The organism is Pseudoalteromonas sp. NZS71 (assembly GCF_015864715.1).
GTDB classification, from domain to species: Bacteria; Pseudomonadota; Gammaproteobacteria; order Enterobacterales; family Alteromonadaceae; genus Pseudoalteromonas; species Pseudoalteromonas arctica.
In genome coordinates, this window is sequence record NZ_JADYWS010000002.1 from 66,609 (window position 1) to 88,430 (window position 21,822).

A 21,822-nucleotide genomic window follows, 5' to 3' on the forward strand; every position below is an offset into this window, starting at 1 on the left:
ATGTGTATTTAATGATTGTGACGCTAGATTTTTACGCAGGCAAGAGTTTGTTGCTAAGTAAATGCTTGAAGTGGCAAAATAAGTTGTTAACAGTAAATGTTTTTAAAATTAGAGAATCGTAGATAAGGTTATAAATGACTAAAGCGGCAAAAATAGAGTTTGTGTGTACAGAATGTGGCATGAACTACCCACGTTGGCAGGGTCAATGCCGCTGCGGTGCGTGGAACACATTAGCAGAATTTAAACCTTCAGCAGGGCAGAGTAAAAAAGCGTCAGTTCGAGCAAATGTAGGTGGTTATGCTGGCGGTGCTGGTGGCGGCTCTAAAAAAATTAATGATATTGCTACGTCAGAGGCAGAAAAACAGCTGACAGAAATTGGCGAGCTCGATCGTGTGCTAAGCGGTGGTGTAACTACCGGCTCTGTTAATATAATTTCGGGTGATCCAGGTGCTGGTAAAACAACCTTGCTATCTGACCTAGTCGCGAGAATGTCACAACGTATGCCGTCACTTTACTGTACGGCCGAGGAGTCATTATCGCAGTTTAAAAACAGGGTAAATCGTTTAAAGTTAAACTATAACCCTGACGAGCTTTATTTACTTTCAGAAACCAGTGTTGAAACCATCATTGAAGAGCTCGAGAAAAATAAAATTAAGTTTGCTGTTATTGACTCTATTCAAGCGGTTGTAACCGAAACGGCAAATGGTAGCCCAGGTTCCCCTTCGCAAGTAAAAAGTGCCGCCCAAGCATTGACTCAATACTGTAAGCAAAATGATGTAACCATGTTCATTATTGCTCATGTAAATAAAAATAACGAAATAGCAGGTCCTCAAACACTTGTACATATTGTCGATGCGCTTTTACACATAGACACCAACGATGGGCAAATTCGAACCCTTAGGGCAAATAAAAACCGCTTTGGTGATATAGATACCGTTGGCATTTTTAAAATGTGCGAACGTGGGATGTTAAGCGTTGATAACCCGAGCGAAATATTTTTATCGGGGTCTACAACCGACTCGCCAGGCTCTACAATTACCTGTATCCGTAAAGGGAATCGAAATTTACTACTTGAAATTCAATGTTTAACTACCGAAACCGAGGCGGAATTTCCGCAGCGTGTTTGCGTTGGTTTAAACATGAACCGCATAAAAATGCTGACCGGTATATTACGAAAACACACTAAAACCAAAATATTCCACGATACGTTTTTTAATATTGTGGGTGGCCTAAGAATAGATGAAACAGAAACTTGTATCGATTTAGCATTGGTTACCGCGCTACTTAGCAGCTTAAATGAATTTGTTGTGCCACGTACCACGTGTATTATGGGCGAACTCAGCTTAAACGGCGATGTACGCCCAATTGATAGTGGTGTGCCACGTGTTAAAGAAGCAGCACAACATGGTTTTACAGAAATATATATTCCATTTCGTAATTACCATAAGTCGATGGAAGGGCTGGGCGCTAAAATTACCCCAGTTAAAACAGTACATGAGTTGCTTAGTTTAATTAATTAATACTTACGGGTGTTAATGTGTAATGTTACTCTTAATAGAACTCGGTTTACACAAAGAATAGAATAAGGAAATAACATGAAAAAGTTAGTAATAGTTGCAGCGATTGTAGCTGCGGGCGTTGGTGGCGTGAGCTATGCAAATTATGTAGCTACACAAGAAGTGCGTGCAGAAGTAGATAAGCAACTTGCTTTAGTAAGCGAGCAAACTGGCGCTACATTTAAATACGCTGGTTTATCGGCAAGTGTTATTTCAAAAAGCGTAGAAATAACAAACATGGAAGTAATAAGCCCAGAGGGCGACAATGTTGCTAATATTCAAAGCATTGAAATAACAGGTTACGAGCCAGATAAAATATCACCGCATACATCATTTGATGTAAAAAGCTTTCAGTTTGATAAAGATTTTGTTTCAAAATTACCTGCTGATACAAACGAAATGCTCGCGTCGGCAAGTTACGACTTACATTCATCACTTGATTACGATGAAGAGTCTGGCAATAGTGATGTAGTAGTTAAGCTTGATGCAAAAGACATTGTTAGTTTTAATATGGATATGGGCTTGGCTAATTCAAAAGCATTAATGGATGCTTCATTGGCGATTAGTAAAGCGCAGCAAGAAGCGGGTAACCAGCCACTTACTTATGAGCAAGAGTTACAGCAGCAAACACTTGTTATGCAAGCAATGAGTAAGTTAGAGCCGCGCAATGTTAGCTTTGCCTTAAATAACCAAGGTAAGTTAAAAGACTTACTATCAAGCGAGCTTGAAAAGCAAGGCATGACGCTAGAGCAAATGGAAATGATGTTAGAGCAGCAGTTACAACAAGCTCCTGTAACTGAAAATATTGCAGAGGCTTTAACTAGCTTTGCGAAAGGTTTAAATTCATTCAGTGTGTCAGCAAAGCTACCTGAAGGTAAAACTATGATGGAAATTAACCAACAAGTTATGATGCTAGTAGGGCAACCTGAAGAGCTAGTTAAGTTTATTAACTTAGAAGTTAAAGGTGATTAGGCCTTAGTTTTGTATTAATAAAGGCGCCAATTGGCGCCTTTATTATTTTGTGTTGTTAGCAGTTAGTGACTCTGATTGCTAAAGCAGTTTGCTTTTATGATATTGGTGATTATTTGTTGCGATGGTTTTATTTTTTCCAACGCTAAAAACTCATCAGGCTGATGCGCTTGGTTAATTGAGCCTGGGCCCATTACAATCGTTTCACAACCGAGTTGCTGGATAAACGGCGCTTCAGTGCAATAATTTACCGCGACCGCTTTTTGCCCCGCTATTTTTTCAGCCATTTTCACTAAAGCACTGTCGGTGCTACCACTAAATGCCGGGATTGGTTCATGTAAATCAATAACGCTCACCGCATTTGGATATTGCTGATTTATCTCTTTTGTTGCATCAAGCACTAATGCTTGTAGTTCTTGTACACTTAAACCTGGTAATGGGCGCATATCTATGTGCATTTCACAGCAACCACAAATTCTATTCGCATTATCGCCACCATGAATATTACCTAAGTTTAATGTTGGATAAGGAATTTCAAAGTGATTTATTGAATACTTATGCTTTAATTGCTCTTTTAAGATCATCAATTTTGTAATCACTTTATGCATTACTTCAATGGCGTTAAGGCCACGTTCGGGATCTGAGCTATGCCCAGAGCGACCAACCACTCTTATTGCTGTACTCATATGGCCCTTGTGCATAAATACTGGCGTCATATCAGTAGGTTCGCCAATTATACAACGCGCAGGTTTTAAATTAGGGTGCTTACATATTTGCTGTGCACCTGCCATAGTTGTTTCTTCATCGGCAGTGGCGAGTATTAAAATAGGTTGAGTTTGCTGCTTTTCATCAAGTTCACTAATCGCTTGTAATACAAAAGCAAAAAAGCCTTTCATATCAATGCTTCCTAGCCCGTACAATTTATTGTCGAGTTCGGTAAGTTTAAACGGATTGTGGTTCCAGCGGCTGTCATCAAAAGGCACTGTATCAGTGTGGCCCGCAAGCATTAACCCGCCATCGCCTTTTCCACGCTTTGCTAATAAATTAAAGCGGCCCTTACCTCCTTCTAATTCAATAATTTCACACGTAAAACCGAGTGTTTCGCACCACCTCGCAAGGAGTTCAATTACGTTTTTATTGCTCATACACAAGCTGTCTTCAATTGCACTAATAGAAGGGGCTGCAATCAATTGTTGATACATAGAAATAAACGAAGGCAAAGGCATAAAAAAATCCAAAATTATTATTCAATTTAATTGCATAACAATATAAAAGTATTTATGATGAATATCAATTCACTTTTTAAGCATAAATATATTAAAGTAAAGCTATGAAAATAATGCGACGATAATCTACAAATTCATTAAATTAAGTCTTAATTTAGCGTCTTAGCTAGTTTAAGCGAACAACATATATATTTAGCAGTAAATTTTAAAATAACGAGTAATCAATGAATGTAGTTATTATTGGCGCAAGCGGTTATAGCGGCGCAGAGTTAGCAAGCTTAGTTGCTAATCATCCAAACCTTACCTTAACAGGCTGTTATGTATCTGAGGGTAGCTTAGATAAAAATAAATTACTAAGTGATTTATACCCAGAGCACCTTGGCTTACTAGATTGTCCTTTACTTCCTCTTAGTGCATCAGCTTTTGATGACATTCAAAGTGATGCTGACTATGTGTGTTTATGTACCGATCACAAAGTAAGTGTTGATTTAGCGCCTCAATTTTTAGCTATGGGTAAAAAAGTATTTGATTTATCTGGTGGCTATCGCCTAGCAAATAATGATGATTACGTTACTTACTATGGTTTTGAGCATCAACACCCAGAGCTTTTAAATGAAGCGGCTTACGGTTTAGCAGAGTGGAACCATGATGCTATCGCTAACGCAAAGCTAATTGCTGTTGCAGGCTGTTACCCAACAGCGGCGCTCAATGCACTTAAACCGCTTAAACAAGCAGGCTTATTGAGCAGCGAAAGTATTATTATTAATGCCGTTTCGGGTGTTACGGGTGCCGGGCGTAAAGCGAGTGTAGGAACACATTTTTGTGAGGTATCGCTTGCACCTTATGGTTTGTTTAACCATCGCCACGGTCCTGAAATTGAACAACACCTTGGCCACAAAGTATTATTTACACCGCATCTAGGTAGCTTTGCGCGCGGTATTTTAGAAACTATTTATGTACAACTTAAGCCTGGCGTTACCAAGGAAAACGTTGCATCTGCTTATCAAGTGCTTGCTAACGAACCATTAATTCGTTTGTTAGGCGATAAAATACCTTCAATTAAAGGTGTTGCTAAGCAACCATTTGTTGATATTGGCTGGCAGCAACAAGGCACGCAGTTAATTGTAATGTCTGCCATTGATAACTTATTAAAAGGCGCTGCTGGACAAGCTTTGCAGTGTATCAATATTTCTATGAATTTAGATCACACTACGGGCTTAAAAGGGGCGTTTTAAATGAGTAAAAAAACGTGGGTTATTAAACTCGGTGGTGCAGTACTTAATACAGAAAATGCAGCAAAAGCGTTATTTGACGTGCTAAGCGAGCAAAAAAATGATGAGTTTGTCATTGTTCATGGCGGTGGCGCTTTAGTTGATACATGGCTAAAGCAAGCGGGTTTTGCTAGTGCTAAACACCAAGGTTTACGTATTAGTCCAGCAGAGCAAATGCCTTATATAGTGGGTGCGCTTGCAGGTTGCGCTAATAAACAATTAATGACTCAAGCTATAAGCGCAGGGCATAAGCCTGTTGGTTTAAGTCTTTTTGAGGCGGGTGTGACTGCAACCCAAAAATTAAAAGCGCTTTGCTTAGTGGGTAAATGCACAAGTAACGACGATTCTATCATCAATGATTTACTTAGAATTTCTCGTTTACCTATTGTTAGCTCTATCGGCTTTGATGAACAAGGCTTGTGGTACAACGTAAATGCAGATGAAGCTGCAGCGGCTATTGCCAGTAATTTAAATGCAGAACTAATTTTTATGACGGATGTAGAAGCGGTACTTGACGCAAATAAACAACCGTTACATCAACTTGACACAAAACACATTGATACTTTAATTACAGATGGAGTAATTGTGGGCGGGATGGAGGTCAAAGTTAAGACCAGCCTTCACGCTGCCCAACATTTACGACGCGGTGTGTATATTTCCAGCTGGCAAAAGCCAGAAAATTTAACTGCTCTGCTGCAAGGTGAGCATGTCGGAACAAAGATTACACCATAGGTTTATTATGTTTGAGAATTTTTTAACGGGTTTAGAATTAGACCAAGAAGGCGCACTTAATTTATTAAAGTTAGCGCAAGATATAAAAGCAAAGCCAGAAAAATACAGCCAAGTATTATCGGGTAAATCAATCGTAACATTGTTTGAAAAGCAAAGTTTACGTACACGTTTATCGTTTGATATAGGTATTAATCGCCTTGGTGGTCATGCTGTTTATTTAGATCAGCAAAATGGCGCTATGGGTGCACGTGAATCAATTAAAGATTTTGCACTTAATATCTCTACTTGGGCCGACGGTATTGTGGCGCGTGTAAATCAGCACAGCACATTAACCACGTTAGGTGAATATTCATCGGTACCTGTGGTAAATAGCTTGTGTGACTTGTACCACCCTTGCCAAGCACTTGCTGATTTTTTAACACTTCAAGAAGTACATGGCGATGTGAGTCAGCTTAAAGTAGCTTACTTAGGTGAGGGCAATAACGTAACTCATTCATTGATGTTACTTGCCGCAACGCTAGGTACTGACTTTGTTGCTGTAACACCAAAAGGGTGTTCGCCAGATTCACAAATACTTAAAAAAGCAGAGCAAATTGCAGCAATGAATGGCGCATCAGTCATGGTGAGCGATAGAGTTGAGGCTGCGGTTGGTGCAAACGTTGTATATGCAGATACATGGGTATCAATGGGTGATACAACGCCGCTTGAGCAAGTAAAAGAAAAATACATGCCTTATCAATTAAACCAGGCATTGCTAGATCAAACAGGTGCGACTACGGTATTACATTGCCAACCGGCACACCGTGAATTTGAAATTACCTCTGAGGTAATGGATGGTCCAGCATCAAAAATCATTCAACAAGCAGAGAATCGCATGCATGCGCAAAATGCTCTGCTAGTTACATTACTAAATCCAAATTTTGTTAAGGAACACCTATGAGTTCAATTAAAAAAGTCGTTTTAGCCTATTCTGGTGGTCTTGATACGTCGGCTATCGTGCCATGGTTAAAAGAAAACTACGGCTGTGAAGTAATCGCGTTTGTTGCCGATGTAGGTCAAGGCGCTGAAGAACTTGAAGGCGTAGAAGCTAAAGCAATTGCCTCTGGTGCATCTGAATGTTACGTAGTTGACTTAAAAGATGAAATGGTAAGTGATTACATTTACCCAACGCTTAAAACGGGCTCAATTTACGAAGGTACTTATTTATTAGGTACTTCTATGGCGCGCCCAATTATTGCTAAAGCACAAGTTGAAATTGCACGTAAAGTAGGTGCTGATGCACTTTCTCATGGTTGTACTGGTAAAGGTAATGACCAAGTTCGTTTTGAATCATGTTTTGCAGCACTAGCCCCTGATTTAAAAGTAATTGCGCCATGGCGTGAGTGGGACTTATCGAGCCGTGAATCATTACTTGATTACTTAGCAGAGCGTGACATTCCGTGTTCAGCATCTGCTACAAAAATTTATAGCCGTGATGCTAACGCTTGGCATATTTCGCACGAAGGTGGTGAGCTTGAAGACCCATGGTGTCAACCAACTGAACAAGTATGGACTTGGACTAATTCTCCAGAGCAAGCTCCAGATAAATCAGAACTAGTAACATTAAAAGTTGTTGAAGGCGAAGTGGTTGCTGTAAATGGCGTAGAACTTAAACCTTACGATTGTTTAGTTAAATTAAACGATATTGCATCGCCTCATGGTGTTGGACGTGTTGATATTGTAGAAAATCGTTTAGTTGGCATGAAGTCACGCGGTTGTTATGAAACGCCAGGCGGCACAGTCATTATGGCAGCGCTTCAAGCCATTGACGAGCTAGTGCTTGATAAAGCAAGCCGTAAGTGGAAAGAAGTACTCGGTGGCGAGTTCTCGCATTTAGTATACGACGGCCGTTGGTTTACGCCTCTTAAAGATTCTATTTTAGCCGGTGCAGAAGCACTTTCTAAAGTGGCAACAGGTGAAGTGGTACTTAAGCTATACAAAGGCCAAGTAACTGCAGTTCAAAAGCAGTCACCAAATAGCTTATACAGCGAAGCATTTGCTACATTTGGCGAAGATGATGTGTACGACCAATCACACGCTGAAGGCTTTATTCGTTTATTCTCGCTTTCAAGCAGAATTTCAGCACTCGCTAAAAAGTAATTTATTACGCCCCTTATAAAAGGGGCACTACAGGGTTTGGAGAGATTTCATGGCATTATGGGGCGGACGTTTTTCTACGGGTCCAGATGAGGCGTTTAAGCAATTTAACGACTCTCTTCCCTTTGACTACCAGTTAGCAGAGCAAGATATTATTGGCTCTGTGGCATGGGCTGGTGCACTTGAACAGGTAAGTGTACTTTCAAGTGACGAGCACACAAAATTAGTGGCTGCATTAAATGAGCTGCTTGAAGAAGTTAAAGCAGATCCACAAGCGGTAGCTACTTCAGGTGCAGAGGATATTCATTCACATGTTGAAGCAGCTCTAATTGAAAAAGTAGGTGATTTAGCTAAAAAATTACATACAGGCCGAAGCCGTAATGACCAAGTTGCCACCGACTTTAGATTATGGTGCCGTGATACGGCTGATCATTTACTAGATGCTATAGCACAGCTTAAAGGCGAGTTTGTAGCGCTTGCAGAGCGAGAGCTTGGCACAATATTACCAGGTTACACGCACTTACAGCGCGCACAACCAGTATTATTTAGCCACTGGTGTATGGCGTATGTAGAGATGCTAGAGCGTGATGAAAGCCGCCTGCAAGACGCTAAAGCGCGCATGAATTTTTGCCCATTAGGCAGTGGTGCATTAGCAGGTACAGCTTATCCGATTGATCGCCAAGCATTAGCACACGGATTAGGTTTTACAGCGGCTACAAAAAATAGCCTTGATGGCGTATCTGATCGTGATTTTGTTTTAGATCTTTTAAGTTGTGCGTCTATTTCGATGATTCACTTATCTCGTATGTCAGAGGATTTGATTTTTTATAATTCGGGTGAAGCCGGATTTATAGAGCTTGCTGATAACGTAACATCAGGCTCATCGCTCATGCCTCAGAAAAAAAATCCTGATGCACTCGAGCTTATTCGCGGTAAAACCGGACGTGTATTTGGTGCATTTAGCGCTATGATGATGACGTTAAAAGCGCTGCCACTTGCATACAATAAAGATATGCAAGAAGACAAAGAAGGCCTGTTCGACGCTATGCCAACATGGCTTGCATGTATTCATATGGCGCAAGCATGTATTAAAGGCGTTAAAGTAAACGGCGATAAGACACTTGCTGCAGCAAAAGGAGGGCATGCAAATGCCACCGAACTTGCTGATTACTTAGTTGCTAAAGGTGTGCCATTTAGAGAAGGGCATCACATTGTAGGTGTACTTGTACAGCTTGCGATTAGCGAAGGTAAAACGCTTGAAGAGCTATCGCTTGAGCAGTACAAATCAGTAAACACTGTATTTGAAGACGATGTTTACCCAGTACTTGAAATTGATGCATGTATAAAAGCACGTAAAGCCCTTGGTGGGACGTCTATTGAACAAGTAACTAATGCTGTTAAAGAAGCCAAAAAAAAACAGCAAATAACGGTACGTGATGCAAATTTAGATGATGTAGAAGCAATTGCCACGCTTATACAGCATTGGGCAACGGTAGGTGAAAACCTGCCTCGTGCAAAAAGTGATATGGTGCACTCTATTAACGAGTTTGCAGTAACAGAAATAAATGGAAAAGTGTCGGGCTGTGCGTCGTTATACATTTACGATACCGGCCTTGCTGAAATACGCTCATTGGGTATAGACCCAAAAAGTAAAGTGTCGGGGCAGGGTAGACAGCTTGTAGATCATCTACTTACTAAAGCCAAAAAATTGGCACTTAACCGAGTTATTGTATTAACACGTGTACCAGATTTTTTTGAACACCAACGTTTTACTTTTTGTAGCAAAGACTCTTTGCCTGAAAAAGTAATGAAAGATTGTGAACTTTGCCTTCGTAAAGAAAATTGTGACGAAGTAGCAATGGAATATATTTTGAAGCTAAGTACACGTGCGGAGATCCCGTGTAAATACGTAGCTTAAACTCCCTGGATACAAAAAACGTACGGTTATCCCTGTGCGTTTTTTTATGTTTGTAGTAAACTGGTCGGAGCTGTTTGGTTTGATTATATAAGTATGTTTTGAGTGAGTTTTGATGTGTCAAAAAAAGTTGGCACATTGGTTGCTTTGTATAAGGTAGATAGCAAAATAGCTATCACTACTTTAAACAGGTGATGCATTTATCTACATAATAATGTGGTTAAAAGTTGCACCAAATATAATTAAAACTTTTACAAGGATCAATCACATGCAAGTTTCAGCTAATAGCCAAGTACAAATGCAAGCATACAACAAAACACAACAATTAAAGCCTGCAATGGAACAAACTGCTAGCCCTAAAACCCTGCAATCTGATACAGTAAGCTTCTCTCAAGAGGCAATGACTGCTGCGAGTACTGATTTACAGCGTGGTGGTTCATTACTTTCTGGTGGGACTGGTTCTCGCCCAAAATAGTTATATAGGTATTCGATGTTTTTATTTGAGCTGTTTGGTCTTTTTTCACTATCAGCCCTGGTTATGTGGGCTTTTTTGATGGCATTCTTTTTTAACATTTTTGTTTATAGTTTAGGTGTTAAAAGAAATACGACTTTACTAATCAGCTCACTTATTATGATGGTTTCTTATTCTGCAACTGATTATCTTTATACCTGGATATCATATTACAATACAACTTATTTTGATTGGGCTATACATGATGCTATTACTATTGCTAGTTTAATAATTGCTTATAGTGTAGTAAAGCGTTCTAGTACTTCTCTCTTATATTTAGTTACAGGTCTTTCCATAAATATGATTCTTGTGTTATTTATGCATTTAGATGTTTATATTTATGGTAATCAAGAGCCTTGGATTCTATGGGATATTTATCTTTATAGTGTAAATGTAATAGACTTAACAATGGTTGTCGCATTAATTGTTGATAGAGACTTTCTCGGTCTTCATAAATTAAAAAATAAAACTCTCAACTACTTCAAGTCAAACGATACCCATAAAGTAACCTAACTTAAATGTACGTTACTGAAGCCCTGATGGATTATGTAGAAGCTTTCTCTCAATGGGGCTTTTTAATGGCCTTCTTATACTGTTTAGCTTCCAGTATAAATAAAGAAAATAAATCCTCGGTTTATTTATCTGCGGTTATGCTCTGCTCATATATTTCCAGTGGTTACATAAACTTATTAGAAAGTTTATATTTAAATTGGGCGCTCTACGATTTTATTACAATTTTAGCTTTGTTAATTTTAGAGTACTTTAAAGTACTTCACCGCTCTATAGCTTTTCACTTCATCACCTTTGCGTTAATAATAAATGCTGTGCTCACCTTAATATTGCATTACGATCTATACGTTTTATATAACTATGAGCCTTGGTGGTATTGGAGTGTTTATTCTATTGGCGTTAATATGTTCGATGTTTTAATGTTTCTGTCACTAGTATTCAATAAAAATACCATTTTTAAAAGAGGGGTTGCATTGAACTTTAAAAAGTTGAAAAATATTGAATGAACTTTTAATTAGCCCAACAGTTTCTCTGTACATAGGTGCATTTGTACAATGGGGATTTCTTATGGCTTTTTTGTACTCCCTTGCTCATTCGATTAATAAGCCTAATAAAGAAAGAGTGTATTTGTCTTTGGTTATGAGTGTTTCATATTCGTTTAGTATATTTACAAATATGGATACGGTAACTTATCTAGATTTTTTGTTTTCCGATATTTTAACTCTTCTAGTTATTATTTCCCTTAGGCGGCTCTGGCATGATGGTATTACCTATCTATATATTATTACTGGTTTAGCTATAAACTCAACTCTGCATTTTCTCATGCATTACGACATCTATATATCAAATAATACAAGCTACTGGTGGCTTTGGAATGCTTACGCGATAGGGGTCAACGCTGCTGATTTCATAATGGTAGCTATATTTTTTATAAACAAAGATTTTTTATACTTGATGAAATTTAAAAATAGTTTGATTACTAGTTTGAAAAGGACAGTTGATGGCTGACCTACTCTGGAGTCTTGTCGATTTAGGCGATAATATAGGACTATTATTTACTTGGTTCTTTTTAATTTCATTTTTATATAATCTATCAGCAAGTATAAATAAGGCAGATAAAAGCCTGCTACAGTTATCATTCATTATGCTGGTTTCTTATACTTCAAGTCTTTTTATGGATCCTCGAACTTCGACTCCTCACTTAAATTACTTTTATTTTGATTTTGCTACCATAGGTACTTTATTACTTTGGCGAGCTGTATGTAAAAATCCTGTCCCCATTGCTTTTGTCTATGTAATTGTTGGTCTATTTATTAATACGTGTCTGTTCCTGGGTATGCATTACGATATTGTAATCGTTGGCACTCTTTACTATTGGTGGTTTTGGACCATTTACACATTCGGGATGTATTTTGTCGATTTTACCATGGCATTGGTATTAATCATCAATAAGGATTTTTTAGGCTTAAACAAGCTTTTAAGATGTGTTAGAAAGTTAAATTTAGATCGCTGAGGCAGTAAGCTCAACTTAAAAGAAGAGTGATTTTGTGCCTTTATTTGATGTTGCCGTAATATGTAAAGCGGTATAATAATTTTTTATCTAGTGTTGGAGTAAAATGGTTGAGCTACTTTTAAATACAAATATCTCTTTTTATATAGGTATTTTTGTACAATGGGGCTTTTTGATGGCTTTTTTATATTCTTTAGCAAGTTCGATAAATAGCGCAGATAAAAGCATTGTTTGGCTATCTTTCATCATGGCACTTTCTTACTCTTCTAGTATGTTTATTGATATGGACGCGATTACTTACTTCGATTTTTTCTTATTCGATATTATTACTCTATTTGTTATTATTTTATCTGGTTTTTTTATAAAGATTAGCAGCGTATACATTTATTTATTATTTGGTTTAGGTATAAACACCTTACTATTTTTTGCAATGTATATAGATAATGATGTTATGCACCATTATGAATTTTGGTGGTTCTGGTGGGTGTACATAGTAGGTATAAATTTTACAGATTTGACCATGGTTTTAGTTTTCTTTATAGGTAAAGATGTTTTAAAACTTGCTTGGTTAGAAGGAAAGCTAAATAAAGTGTTTAATAAAAGGGCCTATTAGTAATGGATTTCAGTGCTAACAGGCCTTATTTATTATTAACTGGCACCACAGCCCAATTTAGTTTTTAGAGCTTTAACAATTACAGGGTCTACAAACTCGCTTACATCACCATTGTGGCGAGCTACTTCTTTAACGAGTGTTGATGAAATAAATGAATTTCGCTCTGCGGGTGTTAAAAATACACTTTCTAAGTCGGGGTTCAGGCGGCGGTTCATGTTAGCTAATTGAAATTCATAGTCAAAATCAGATACAGCTCTAATACCGCGAATAAGCACATTAGCATTGTGCTCGCGCGCAAGGTCAGCCAATAAACCAGAAAAACCAATCACCTTAACATTATCTATGTGGCTTAAAATAGAGTTTGCAAGCTCAACACGTTCTTCAAGGTTAAAGCAGGGTTTTTTACTTGGGTTATTAGCAACCGCAACTAATACAGTATCAAACATTTTAGCTGCACGTTGAATAAGGTCTGTGTGCCCATTAGTTAGTGGATCAAAGGTGCCAGGGTAAATTGCAATAACTTTCATAATGTTCACTATTTATTATTTTAGCGCTAGTTTAACAGTGTTTATGCCACAAAGCAGCCTAGCTAAAAAAGCATATAAACACTTACTTTCTTTAAACAGGTCAGTCCATGGTGGGAGTGTTTTAATGATTCATATTTGTTTATACTGTTTACCTCTTTTGAGTGTAATGTAGCCTATAGATAATTTGAGTATTAGCATATGAATACCAAGGATAAAATAATACACACCAGTATTTTGTTGTTTAACGAAAATGGTGAGCGTGCAATAACGACAAATCATATTGCATCAAACTTAGGGATGAGCCCGGGTAATCTTTATTATCATTTTAAAAATAAAGAAGACATTATCCGTCATATTTTTGCGCTGTATCGCGATCATTTAAATACTCACTTTAAACCTATTAATAAAGATGATGATGCATTTAATCATTTAACGGCTTACCTAGATTCGTTATTTGAGCTGATGTGGCGCTATCATTTTTTTTACGATAATCTCGGGGATATTCTCTCTAGAGATGCTGATTTAAAACAAGCTTATATTGATTTTCAGTTAGAGTTGTTAGAGCAAGTTCGTAAAATTATTTTAGGACTTCGCGACAGTGAAATGATTGCTATTGATGAGCAAGATGTCATTGATTTAGCACATACACTAAAGTTAACGGTTAGTTTTTGGACGCCTTATATTAAAGCCCGTAGGCCAAGTGGTACGCTTGCTGAGCAAGATATATATCATGGCATTTTAAAAGTACTTACATTATTTAGAGCGTACAGTACCGATAAAAGCATTGATAAAATGAACCTGCTACGTGAAAAATATACTGAATTAGCGCAACAAGCCTTAGGGCCTGTTGACCTTTCAGGATTAAAATTTGTTCAATCTAGGGGCGATTAAATCGCGACGCGAGGTTTGTAACCTAGTGGGCTAAGTAAAAACCGAGCAACAAAGAGTTAATCGCCCCTAGGCTGAACCCTTTGGGCAGCGCTTGTTTGGCATTTATGCTACGTTATCGCCTATTTATGGGGAATAACCACACTACATAGGCTCTGCCTTGCCTAAATACCAAACACACTGCTGTAAATTTAACCTCGAAAGATAAACAGGCCCTAGCTGTAGTTTAATCGATAGTAATAGGCTGTTTCCTAGGCGCTGAATTTTTTGCTATAATCCCGCGCCAAATGCCTGGGAGCGCGAATTCCCGCAGTCTAAGAGTGAACTATGCTTAAATTTATCGTCAAACTACATCCTGAAATAGCCATTAAAAGCCGTTCAGTCCGTAAACGCTTTACTAAAGTGTTAGAAAATAACATTAAAATTGTATTGCGCCGTGTTGACGAAAAAGTACAAGTAAGAAATAACTGGGATAACATTTCAGTTGTTACAAAGCTTGAAGACGCGCAAGTCCGCCTTGATTTTATCGATAGCCTTAAACGCATCCCTGGCATTGTTCAATTTATTGAAGTAACCGAAACACAATTTGAAACTCTTGATGATATTTATCAAAAAACCATCGCTTTAGTTGGTCATACTATTGTAGGTAAAACCTTTTGTGTTCGTGCTAAGCGCATAGGGCAACACGATTTTACCTCAACTGATTTAGAGCGTTATGTTGGTGGTGGATTAAATCAGCATATTGAAGGCGCAAGCGTAAAGCTTAGCCGCCCAGAAGTAACAATACGCTTAGAAGTAAAAGACGATAAAGCTTACATTGTTTCTCATACACATTTTGGTATGGCTGGTTTTCCTCTGCCAACTCAAGAAGATGTGCTTTCGCTGATGTCGGGTGGTTTTGACTCTGGCGTAGCAAGTTACCAAATGATTCGTAAAGGCGCACGCACGCACTTTTTATTCTTTAATCTAGGTGGCGCAGCGCACGAAATTGGCGTTAAGCAAGCAAGCTACTACTTATGGAAAAAATACAGCTCTACACATAAAGTTAAATTTGTAACGGTTGATTTTGAACCTGTTGTTGCTGAAATTTTAGAAAACGTTGAAAACAGCCAAATGGGTGTTGTACTTAAACGTATGATGATGCGCGCAGGGAGTGTGGTTGCGCAAAAGTTAAACATTCAAGCACTTGTTACTGGCGAAAGTATTGGCCAAGTATCTAGTCAAACATTAGCGAATTTAAGCGTGATTGACCGTGTTACTGAAACGCTTATTTTACGCCCGCTTATTCAACACGATAAGCAAGAAATTATTAATATTGCTCGCCAAATTGGTACGGCTGAAATGGCAGAAACAATGCCTGAATACTGTGGTGTTATTTCTAAAAAGCCAACGGTTAAAGCCAAAATAGACGTTATTCTTGGTGAAGAAGAAAAGTTCGACTTTGATGTACTTGATACCGTTGTAAACAACGCACGTATAATGGACGTGCGTGATATTGACGTAGAAGCCAAACAAGAACTTAAAGAAGCTGAATCGGTTGCTGATTTGCCTGTAGGCTCTGTGGTAGTTGATATTCGCTCACCAGAGGAAGAAGAAGCTGCACCGCTTGCAATCGACGGTGTTGAAGTGGTTCATTTACCGTTCTTCCGTCTGGCGACTAAGTTTGGTGATTTACCAAAAGACACTGACTACTATTTATATTGTGATAGAGGCGTAATGAGCCAACTACAGGCACTTATGCTGCACGAACAAGGCTTTGAAACTGTAAAAGTTTACCGCCCATAAGGTTTGTAGTCTTAAAGTTAAGAATTTATATAAGCGTGGTTTATACCACGCTTTTTTTTGCCTGAATTTTGACAAACAACTCATCATTGTAAGGTGTAGGAATACCGTAAATTTTACCTTGTTGGCCAATATAGCCACATATAGCTGATATTTCAGTTTCTCTGCAATGCGCTACGTCTTGATGCATTGAAGAGTAATTGTCAGACGTTAATTCCATTATTTTATAAGCGGTATTAAGTGCTTTAATCAATGGGATATTAAGCCCTTGTACCTTTGCTATATTGCATGCTTCAGTGAGTGCATTAAAAATTATAGCGTTGTACTTAGGTGCGCGTAACTCACCATTTTTTACATTACTTAAAGCGCTTAATGGATTAATGGCAATATTTACGAGTAGTTTTTCAAAACGAAGCTGCTGAATGTTATTAGTAAACTTTAGGCTGGGTATCACTTTAAAAATATCAGCTATTGGCGCGCTATTTTGAAAAGCTAATTCATTACAAGCACCAATAACACTTTGTCCCTCACCAGTGTGCTGCACAATGTATTGGTTTGATTTAAAGCCCGCTATGCTTGTAGTTAAAAAGTAGAGTGCTTGGTGAGTGCTTAGTTGGCTATTTACCTCATCAACATTACCCATTCCGTTATGCGAAAGTACAACAGAGCAATGATTTGGTAAAAATGGCTTTATTTGCGTAAATGCATCAAGTACTTGAAAGGCTTTAACGGTAAATAAAACAACATCAAATTCAGCTGCTTTATTTAGCTGATTTAATGTAATAAATTGTGCGTCAATTTTTTTAGATGCCCCCTTACCTCGACTATAAAAGCGGGTATTTGTTGGGCTTTTGCGAGTTAAAACACTGACATTATGCGACGCACTTAGAAAATGACCAAGTAACAAGCCAATAGCACCATCGCCGACAATTAAAATATTAGCCATATGGGTTCTTTTTTCGAGGTGTAAAAATTACTCTAAGTAAAAAGTAGCTAGCAGCACCTGCAAAATCAGCAAAAAAATCACCGAGTGATGCTTGCCTATATGGAAGTGCGTCTTGCATTATTTCTATAGAGGCGCCATAACCTGCCAATAAAAGTATTTGCGCATATAAAGGAAGCTTAAACGCTTTATCCATTATTATGGCTAGTATAAAAAAAATCCCAAAATGGGCGACTTTATCAACATGAGGAAATAAATTTACAACGCCACCTTTTATTTCTTTGGCAAATAAAAAGGTAAAAGCTACTATGCTGATTAAAAAAATTGCTTGATAAACACGCCTTGTCACGACAAATCCTAAAATCGCTTAAAAAAGAGGCGCAAGTATATCAAACTAATTTAATATCGCACCTGAACAAGATGCAGAAAAATGTAAAGATTTATAATTTTAGCGTTATAATTGCCACATAAAATTAAGATTAAATAGTTAGGAGCAAACCAATGCCTTCATTTGATATTGTATCTGAAGTAGAAATGAACGAAGCTAAAAACGCAGTTGATAATGCAAATCGTGAGCTAGAGACTCGCTTTGACTTTAGAGGCGTTGATGCATCTATTGAGCTAAATGACAAAACAATTAAGCTTAAAGCTGAAGCAGACTCTCAGGTTATGCAATTATTTGATATTTTAGCTAACAAAATATCTAAGCGTGGTATGGATGTATCAAGCTTAGAGCTTCAAGATATTACCCGTGCAGGTAAAAATGTATTTCGTAACGTTGGCTTAAAGCAGGGTATCGAAAAGGACATGGCTAAAAAAGTAGTTAAAGCCATTAAAGACTCTAAAGTTAAAGTTCAAGCTGCTATCCAAGGCGAAGAAGTACGTGTAACGGGTAAAAAACGTGACGATCTTCAAGAGGCTATGCAAGTAGTGCGCAGTGCTGAGCTAGGTCAACCTTTTCAGTTTAAAAATTTCCGCGATTAATTAATAAATAGTTTTAAATTAAGCATGCTTTAATCTGTTTATACTTACAGACAGATTGAAGCTACTTACTCTTTTTAAATATTTCACTATTATCCCTCTTTGCTGCCTAGATACTCCCGTATGTATTAATCTCCTTTTTGATATTTAAGCTATTATATTTAATCACATGCAATTAAGTACTTCACACTAGAAGGTATTAAAATGAAACGTCATCAATTATTTTTGTTATTTGTTTTGCTTACATTTACCAAACCAAGCTTATCAAAAACAGTTGATATTGATGTACTGGTTGAAGATGGCTACTTTCCCATTATTATTAATGCGCAAAAAAAACAGGGTTTTGCTCCTGAGTTTATTAAGATTTTAAACGGCGCACAGCAGGAGTTTAACTTCGTACTTGAGTCTCTACCTGTAAAAAGGCTTGCTTTGTCAGTTGAAAAAAATAATTTTGATGTTTTATTTTTAATGGCACTGCAATGGATCCCACAATCAGCGCAAGAGAATATTAAAAAAACCGAATTTTATACCATTACCAAAAATGAGCTTTATACGCTTAAAGAAAATACAAATGAGCAAGCTTACTTTGACGACATTACGTCATTAACAAAGGTTGGGGTATTGGGGTACTCGTATCAATTTGCTGGATTTAATACCGATGCCGAATTTTTAAGTGAGGAACATCAGGTAAGTTTAACCATTGATGAATTCAATGTGGTTAAAATGCTGCTATTAAAGCGCGCGGAAGTAGGTGTTTTAAATAATATTGCTTACCAATATTTTAAAAATCAAAATACTTTTAATATGGATTTACTCTATAAAAGTAACGTACCAGATGCCGTTTATAAAACGCACTTTTTAGTTAACTCTAAATCAAATAAGATCACTAGTAATAAAATGGATGAAATACTAAGCTTACCTACTGCACAAATACAACTTCAGAAGCTACTTGATAAATATGGCGTTTCTTCAAACTATACTAGCCCTTAACTGCATTTTAAAGGTTTTTAGCTGTATAGACGTCCATTGACATTTGTAAACAAAATACTCACAATAGCGACATATTTTAAGGTGCTTGCTAGCCACTTCATGTAATGATTTTTTTAGCAGGATAATCGGGAAGTTGGTGCGTTTTCATGATGACTACAAGCCCAACACTGCCCCCGCAACGGTAAAGTATTGCATATTTTGATGTGCTTACTGAGTCCGGAGACCGGCCTTGATGCAATCTTACTTACTTAAATCTTTGCGGTGGGCAAAGGTAGGGGACATCATGTTAAACAAAACAACTTTAGGCGTTGCTATTTCTGCTGCGCTTTCATTTTCTGTGTCTGGCGCAGAGCAATCAATTGAAAAAATAACCGTTACAGCTAATAAATTTGAGCAATCAATCAATGACGTTTTAGCAAGTGTAAATGTTATTGAGCGTGCAGAAATAGAAGCAAGCAACGTACGCGATTTACCAACCTTATTAAGCACGCGAGTTGGTTTTCAGGTTAATCCAAACGGTGGTTTTGGCCAAAATACAGGTGTGTCACTTCGTGGTACTGGCTCTGGCGATACGCTAATTTTGATTGACGGTGTACGTACAGGCTCAGCAACACTTGGTCAAAAAGCATTAAATAATGTCCCTTTAAATAGTATTGAACGCATAGAAATTATTAAAGGCTCTCGCGCGGCTGTTTATGGCTCTGATGCACTCGCTGGTGTTATTAATATTATTACGCGTGAGTCAGATAACTTATCCCTAAGCGCTACATTTGGTTCTGACTCTTATCAAAATTATCAAGTGGCAGGCTCTGTAAAATCAGATGATATAACAACAGCATTTAATGCAGGCTTTGAAAAAACAGATAACTTTGATGCACTGCAAGGCGTAGCACCAGATGAAGATGGCTATGAAAATAAAAACCTTGGTTTTAAAATAAACTACACCGATGCACATTACGGCGACTTTAAGTTTTTAGGCCAATACAGTGAAGGCTATGCAGATTACGACAGTCGCTTTAGTCCAGCCACAAGTACTATAGAAACAGGTGATTTTAAAAACTATCAGCTTTCTGCAGGTTGGAGTAAAAACTACACTAACCAATCGCACAGTATTGATATTGCTATTTCAACAGATGATTCTCACGATACCTCAGCATTTGGTGTAAATGATTTTATAACTAAACGTGTGCAATTTGATTATAACGGTCAATATATACTATCTGAAGAGCTTAATATTAGCGGTGGTGTTAACTGGTACAACGATGATGTATCGCACAGTTCAACGCAGTATGATATGCAAGAGCGTGATGTATTAGCTGTATTTGTTGGGGCTTATTACAATGCTGAAAAAGTGTTAGCTAATTTAACAATTCGCCAAGACGATGATGAACAGTTTGGTGATGAAACAACATATACAGCCGCTGCGGGTTATCATTTATCTGAAGACGCCACGTTCCGCATAAGCCAAAGCACTGGTTTTAAAGCACCTACATTTAACGATTTATACTTTCCGGCTTTTCCTGGTTTTCCACCTTCATCTAATCCTGATTTAGAGCCTGAGAAATCATTAAATCAAGAGATTGGGTTAAATGTAGATTTTGATATAGCAAGTATTGACGTTGCTATTTTTAGAAATGATATTGAAGATAAGATATCTTTAGATTCTAACTTCTTTCCTATCAACTTAAATGAAGCACGCTACGAAGGGGTTGAATTTAGCTTATCTCAGCAGTTTTTTGGTTTTGATAGCAACCTTAACTTTGCTTACTTAAGCGCTGAAGACGAAGAAACGGGCGCAGAGTTACGTAATGTTGCTAAACGTACTTTTAACTGGGAACTTGCAAAACAGTTTGGTGCTTTTGATGCAAGCTTAGACATGCAATACCGTAGCGACCGACAAGGTGCTGTGACGCGTTTAGGATCATACACGCTTTGGAACTTAGCGGGTAATTATCAAGTAAATGAGCATATTGAAGTTTCGCTTCGTGTAGAAAACTTATTTGATAAAGAGTATAACGCTGTTGATTCAAATACTGATTTTACAACGGGTCAAGTGTATTACTACAACACGCCAGAGCGTCGCTTTTTTGCAGGCGCAAGCTACCAGTTTTAACGGTATTTATTAATATTAAAAAGCCCGACTTACGTCGGGCTTTTTAATGTGTAGCTAAGTTTAACTAATCAATTTAACTGCTCAAATTAGCTAGTCAGCTAAGAACTCTTTAAATACGGTTTCAAACTTATGTAATTTAGGTGCTATTAAAATACTACAGTAACCCTGCTGTGGGTTTTCGTTATAGTAATCTTGATGATAATGCTCTGCTGGATAATACGTAGTGGCAGGGCTGACTTCTGTCACAATTGACTCACTCACATGGCTTTGCAGTTGAGCTACCATTTCATTGGTTTGCTTTAGTTGCGCTTCATCGTGATAGTAAACAACGCTTCTGTACTGTGTGCCTATATCGTTACCTTGGCGATTCAATTGTGTTGCATCATGCAAAGTGAAAAACATTGCTAGCAGTGTTTCAAAGCTAACTACAGTGGTATCAAATTCAATTTTAACAACCTCAGCGTGCCCGGTTGTGCCAGAGCATACAGAATTATAGGTTGGGGTGTCGGTTTCGCCACCGGTATAGCCAGAACTCACATCTAATACGCCATTTACACGTCTAAATGCTGCATCTATACACCAAAAACAGCCGCCACCAAATGTTGCTACTTGCGTTGTTGAACTCATAAGTATTCCTAAAATGTATATG

At 37.8% G+C, this 21,822-nt stretch carries 22 protein-coding genes and 1 riboswitch; of the genes, 17 read left to right on the forward strand and 5 right to left on the reverse strand.

Annotated features, from left to right (window positions below; all coding sequences use genetic code 11):
• Positions 1-134: 134 nt before the first annotated feature.
• Positions 135-1,520, forward strand: coding sequence for a DNA repair protein RadA (gene radA / locus I6E85_RS01375; protein ID WP_024590039.1), 1,386 nt, complete (start codon positions 135-137; stop codon positions 1,518-1,520).
• Positions 1,521-1,595: 75 nt separating this feature from the next.
• Positions 1,596-2,528 (forward strand): hypothetical protein, encoded by a 933-nt coding sequence (locus I6E85_RS01380; RefSeq protein ID WP_024608998.1) that lies wholly within the window; start codon positions 1,596-1,598, stop codon positions 2,526-2,528.
• A 62-nt stretch (positions 2,529-2,590) separates the two neighbouring features.
• Here the strand turns inward: I6E85_RS01380 and argE are convergent, their stop codons facing one another.
• Complete coding sequence (gene argE, locus I6E85_RS01385) at positions 2,591-3,751, reverse strand: acetylornithine deacetylase (RefSeq protein ID WP_197236491.1); 1,161 nt, start codon at positions 3,749-3,751, stop codon at positions 2,591-2,593.
• A 224-nt stretch (positions 3,752-3,975) separates the two neighbouring features.
• On the opposite strand from argE, the gene argC reads away from it, so the two are divergent.
• The 10 genes from argC to I6E85_RS01435 all read left to right on the forward strand — a co-directional run bounded on the left by argC (position 3,976) and on the right by I6E85_RS01435 (position 12,949).
• A complete protein-coding gene (argC, locus tag I6E85_RS01390; RefSeq protein WP_007581649.1) occupies positions 3,976-4,986 on the forward strand; it encodes an N-acetyl-gamma-glutamyl-phosphate reductase in 1,011 nt (336 codons plus the stop codon).
• On the forward strand, positions 4,987-5,754 hold the full coding sequence (gene argB / locus I6E85_RS01395; protein ID WP_121954616.1) for an acetylglutamate kinase: 768 nt from the start codon (positions 4,987-4,989) through the stop codon (positions 5,752-5,754).
• Between the two features lie 7 nt (positions 5,755-5,761).
• Positions 5,762-6,694 (forward strand): ornithine carbamoyltransferase, encoded by a 933-nt coding sequence (locus I6E85_RS01400; RefSeq protein ID WP_024592295.1) that lies wholly within the window; start codon positions 5,762-5,764, stop codon positions 6,692-6,694.
• On the forward strand, positions 6,691-7,893 hold the full coding sequence (locus tag I6E85_RS01405; protein WP_007581653.1) for an argininosuccinate synthase: 1,203 nt from the start codon (positions 6,691-6,693) through the stop codon (positions 7,891-7,893). The genes I6E85_RS01400 and I6E85_RS01405 overlap by 4 nt, the downstream gene beginning before the upstream one ends.
• A 49-nt stretch (positions 7,894-7,942) precedes the next feature.
• Positions 7,943-9,808: an argininosuccinate lyase gene (gene argH, locus I6E85_RS01410; RefSeq protein WP_197236492.1), complete on the forward strand. Its 1,866-nt coding sequence runs from the start codon at positions 7,943-7,945 to the stop codon at positions 9,806-9,808.
• Between the two features lie 265 nt (positions 9,809-10,073).
• On the forward strand, positions 10,074-10,280 hold the full coding sequence (locus I6E85_RS01415; protein ID WP_010553179.1) for a hypothetical protein: 207 nt from the start codon (positions 10,074-10,076) through the stop codon (positions 10,278-10,280).
• Between the two features lie 15 nt (positions 10,281-10,295).
• Positions 10,296-10,829: a hypothetical protein gene (locus I6E85_RS01420; RefSeq protein WP_010553180.1), complete on the forward strand. Its 534-nt coding sequence runs from the start codon at positions 10,296-10,298 to the stop codon at positions 10,827-10,829.
• Between the two features lie 5 nt (positions 10,830-10,834).
• Complete coding sequence (locus tag I6E85_RS01425; RefSeq protein ID WP_010553181.1) at positions 10,835-11,332, forward strand: hypothetical protein; 498 nt, start codon at positions 10,835-10,837, stop codon at positions 11,330-11,332.
• Between the two features lie 494 nt (positions 11,333-11,826).
• Positions 11,827-12,339: a hypothetical protein gene (locus tag I6E85_RS01430; RefSeq protein WP_010553183.1), complete on the forward strand. Its 513-nt coding sequence runs from the start codon at positions 11,827-11,829 to the stop codon at positions 12,337-12,339.
• A 103-nt stretch (positions 12,340-12,442) separates the two neighbouring features.
• Entirely contained in the window at positions 12,443-12,949 is a 507-nt protein-coding gene (locus I6E85_RS01435; RefSeq protein ID WP_024609005.1) for a hypothetical protein, read from the forward strand.
• Positions 12,950-12,984: 35 nt separating this feature from the next.
• Here I6E85_RS01435 and coaD read toward each other — a convergent pair whose 3' ends face one another.
• Entirely contained in the window at positions 12,985-13,476 is a 492-nt protein-coding gene (gene coaD / locus I6E85_RS01440) for a pantetheine-phosphate adenylyltransferase (RefSeq protein WP_024609006.1), read from the reverse strand.
• A 198-nt stretch (positions 13,477-13,674) separates the two neighbouring features.
• On the opposite strand from coaD, the gene I6E85_RS01445 reads away from it, so the two are divergent.
• A complete protein-coding gene (locus I6E85_RS01445; protein WP_024592300.1) occupies positions 13,675-14,367 on the forward strand; it encodes a TetR/AcrR family transcriptional regulator in 693 nt (230 codons plus the stop codon).
• Positions 14,368-14,691: 324 nt separating this feature from the next.
• The gene (thiI, locus tag I6E85_RS01450) at positions 14,692-16,149 is read left to right on the forward strand and encodes a tRNA uracil 4-sulfurtransferase ThiI (RefSeq protein ID WP_101164302.1); all 1,458 of its coding nucleotides are present in this window, start codon (positions 14,692-14,694) and stop codon (positions 16,147-16,149) included.
• Positions 16,150-16,189: 40 nt separating this feature from the next.
• Here thiI and I6E85_RS01455 read toward each other — a convergent pair whose 3' ends face one another.
• Positions 16,190-17,092 carry a ketopantoate reductase family protein gene (locus I6E85_RS01455; RefSeq protein ID WP_121954214.1) on the reverse strand — a complete coding sequence of 301 codons (903 nt, stop codon included), beginning with the start codon at positions 17,090-17,092 and terminating at the stop codon, positions 16,190-16,192.
• On the reverse strand, positions 17,085-17,438 hold the full coding sequence (locus I6E85_RS01460) for a VanZ family protein (protein ID WP_007581666.1): 354 nt from the start codon (positions 17,436-17,438) through the stop codon (positions 17,085-17,087). The genes I6E85_RS01455 and I6E85_RS01460 overlap by 8 nt, the downstream gene beginning before the upstream one ends.
• A 152-nt stretch (positions 17,439-17,590) precedes the next feature.
• On the opposite strand from I6E85_RS01460, the gene I6E85_RS01465 reads away from it, so the two are divergent.
• The 3 genes from I6E85_RS01465 (at position 17,591) to I6E85_RS01475 (ending at position 21,173) form a co-directional block, all read left to right on the forward strand.
• Positions 17,591-18,073 carry a YajQ family cyclic di-GMP-binding protein gene (locus I6E85_RS01465; RefSeq protein WP_007377833.1) on the forward strand — a complete coding sequence of 161 codons (483 nt, stop codon included), beginning with the start codon at positions 17,591-17,593 and terminating at the stop codon, positions 18,071-18,073.
• A 201-nt stretch (positions 18,074-18,274) separates the two neighbouring features.
• On the forward strand, positions 18,275-19,060 hold the full coding sequence (locus I6E85_RS01470) for a hypothetical protein (RefSeq protein ID WP_024609008.1): 786 nt from the start codon (positions 18,275-18,277) through the stop codon (positions 19,058-19,060).
• Positions 19,061-19,122: 62 nt separating this feature from the next.
• Positions 19,123-19,307: riboswitch (cobalamin riboswitch) on the forward strand.
• Positions 19,308-19,343: 36 nt separating this feature from the next.
• Positions 19,344-21,173 carry a TonB-dependent receptor gene (locus I6E85_RS01475; RefSeq protein ID WP_197236493.1) on the forward strand — a complete coding sequence of 610 codons (1,830 nt, stop codon included), beginning with the start codon at positions 19,344-19,346 and terminating at the stop codon, positions 21,171-21,173.
• Between the two features lie 90 nt (positions 21,174-21,263).
• On the opposite strand, the gene msrA is transcribed toward I6E85_RS01475, so the two are convergent.
• A complete protein-coding gene (gene msrA, locus I6E85_RS01480; protein WP_101164298.1) occupies positions 21,264-21,800 on the reverse strand; it encodes a peptide-methionine (S)-S-oxide reductase MsrA in 537 nt (178 codons plus the stop codon).
• Between the last annotated feature and the right edge of the window lie 22 nt (positions 21,801-21,822).

Excerpts from the sequence above, each read along its gene's own strand:
- radA (WP_024590039.1), top strand. The coding sequence starts at position 135 with ATGACTAAAGCGGCAAAAATAGAGTTTGTGTGTACAGAATGTGGCATG.
- I6E85_RS01380 (WP_024608998.1), top strand. The coding sequence starts at position 1,596 with ATGAAAAAGTTAGTAATAGTTGCAGCGATTGTAGCTGCGGGCGTTGGT.
- argE (WP_197236491.1), bottom strand. The coding sequence starts at position 3,751 with ATGCCTTTGCCTTCGTTTATTTCTATGTATCAACAATTGATTGCAGCC.
- argC (WP_007581649.1), top strand. The coding sequence starts at position 3,976 with ATGAATGTAGTTATTATTGGCGCAAGCGGTTATAGCGGCGCAGAGTTA.
- argB (WP_121954616.1), top strand. The coding sequence starts at position 4,987 with ATGAGTAAAAAAACGTGGGTTATTAAACTCGGTGGTGCAGTACTTAAT.
- I6E85_RS01400 (WP_024592295.1), top strand. The coding sequence starts at position 5,762 with ATGTTTGAGAATTTTTTAACGGGTTTAGAATTAGACCAAGAAGGCGCA.
- I6E85_RS01405 (WP_007581653.1), top strand. The coding sequence starts at position 6,691 with ATGAGTTCAATTAAAAAAGTCGTTTTAGCCTATTCTGGTGGTCTTGAT.
- argH (WP_197236492.1), top strand. The coding sequence starts at position 7,943 with ATGGCATTATGGGGCGGACGTTTTTCTACGGGTCCAGATGAGGCGTTT.
- I6E85_RS01415 (WP_010553179.1), top strand. The coding sequence starts at position 10,074 with ATGCAAGTTTCAGCTAATAGCCAAGTACAAATGCAAGCATACAACAAA.
- I6E85_RS01420 (WP_010553180.1), top strand. The coding sequence starts at position 10,296 with ATGTTTTTATTTGAGCTGTTTGGTCTTTTTTCACTATCAGCCCTGGTT.
- I6E85_RS01425 (WP_010553181.1), top strand. The coding sequence starts at position 10,835 with ATGTACGTTACTGAAGCCCTGATGGATTATGTAGAAGCTTTCTCTCAA.
- I6E85_RS01430 (WP_010553183.1), top strand. The coding sequence starts at position 11,827 with ATGGCTGACCTACTCTGGAGTCTTGTCGATTTAGGCGATAATATAGGA.
- I6E85_RS01435 (WP_024609005.1), top strand. The coding sequence starts at position 12,443 with ATGGTTGAGCTACTTTTAAATACAAATATCTCTTTTTATATAGGTATT.
- coaD (WP_024609006.1), bottom strand. The coding sequence starts at position 13,476 with ATGAAAGTTATTGCAATTTACCCTGGCACCTTTGATCCACTAACTAAT.
- I6E85_RS01445 (WP_024592300.1), top strand. The coding sequence starts at position 13,675 with ATGAATACCAAGGATAAAATAATACACACCAGTATTTTGTTGTTTAAC.
- thiI (WP_101164302.1), top strand. The coding sequence starts at position 14,692 with ATGCTTAAATTTATCGTCAAACTACATCCTGAAATAGCCATTAAAAGC.
- I6E85_RS01455 (WP_121954214.1), bottom strand. The coding sequence starts at position 17,092 with ATGGCTAATATTTTAATTGTCGGCGATGGTGCTATTGGCTTGTTACTT.
- I6E85_RS01465 (WP_007377833.1), top strand. The coding sequence starts at position 17,591 with ATGCCTTCATTTGATATTGTATCTGAAGTAGAAATGAACGAAGCTAAA.
- I6E85_RS01470 (WP_024609008.1), top strand. The coding sequence starts at position 18,275 with ATGAAACGTCATCAATTATTTTTGTTATTTGTTTTGCTTACATTTACC.
- I6E85_RS01475 (WP_197236493.1), top strand. The coding sequence starts at position 19,344 with ATGTTAAACAAAACAACTTTAGGCGTTGCTATTTCTGCTGCGCTTTCA.
- msrA (WP_101164298.1), bottom strand. The coding sequence starts at position 21,800 with ATGAGTTCAACAACGCAAGTAGCAACATTTGGTGGCGGCTGTTTTTGG.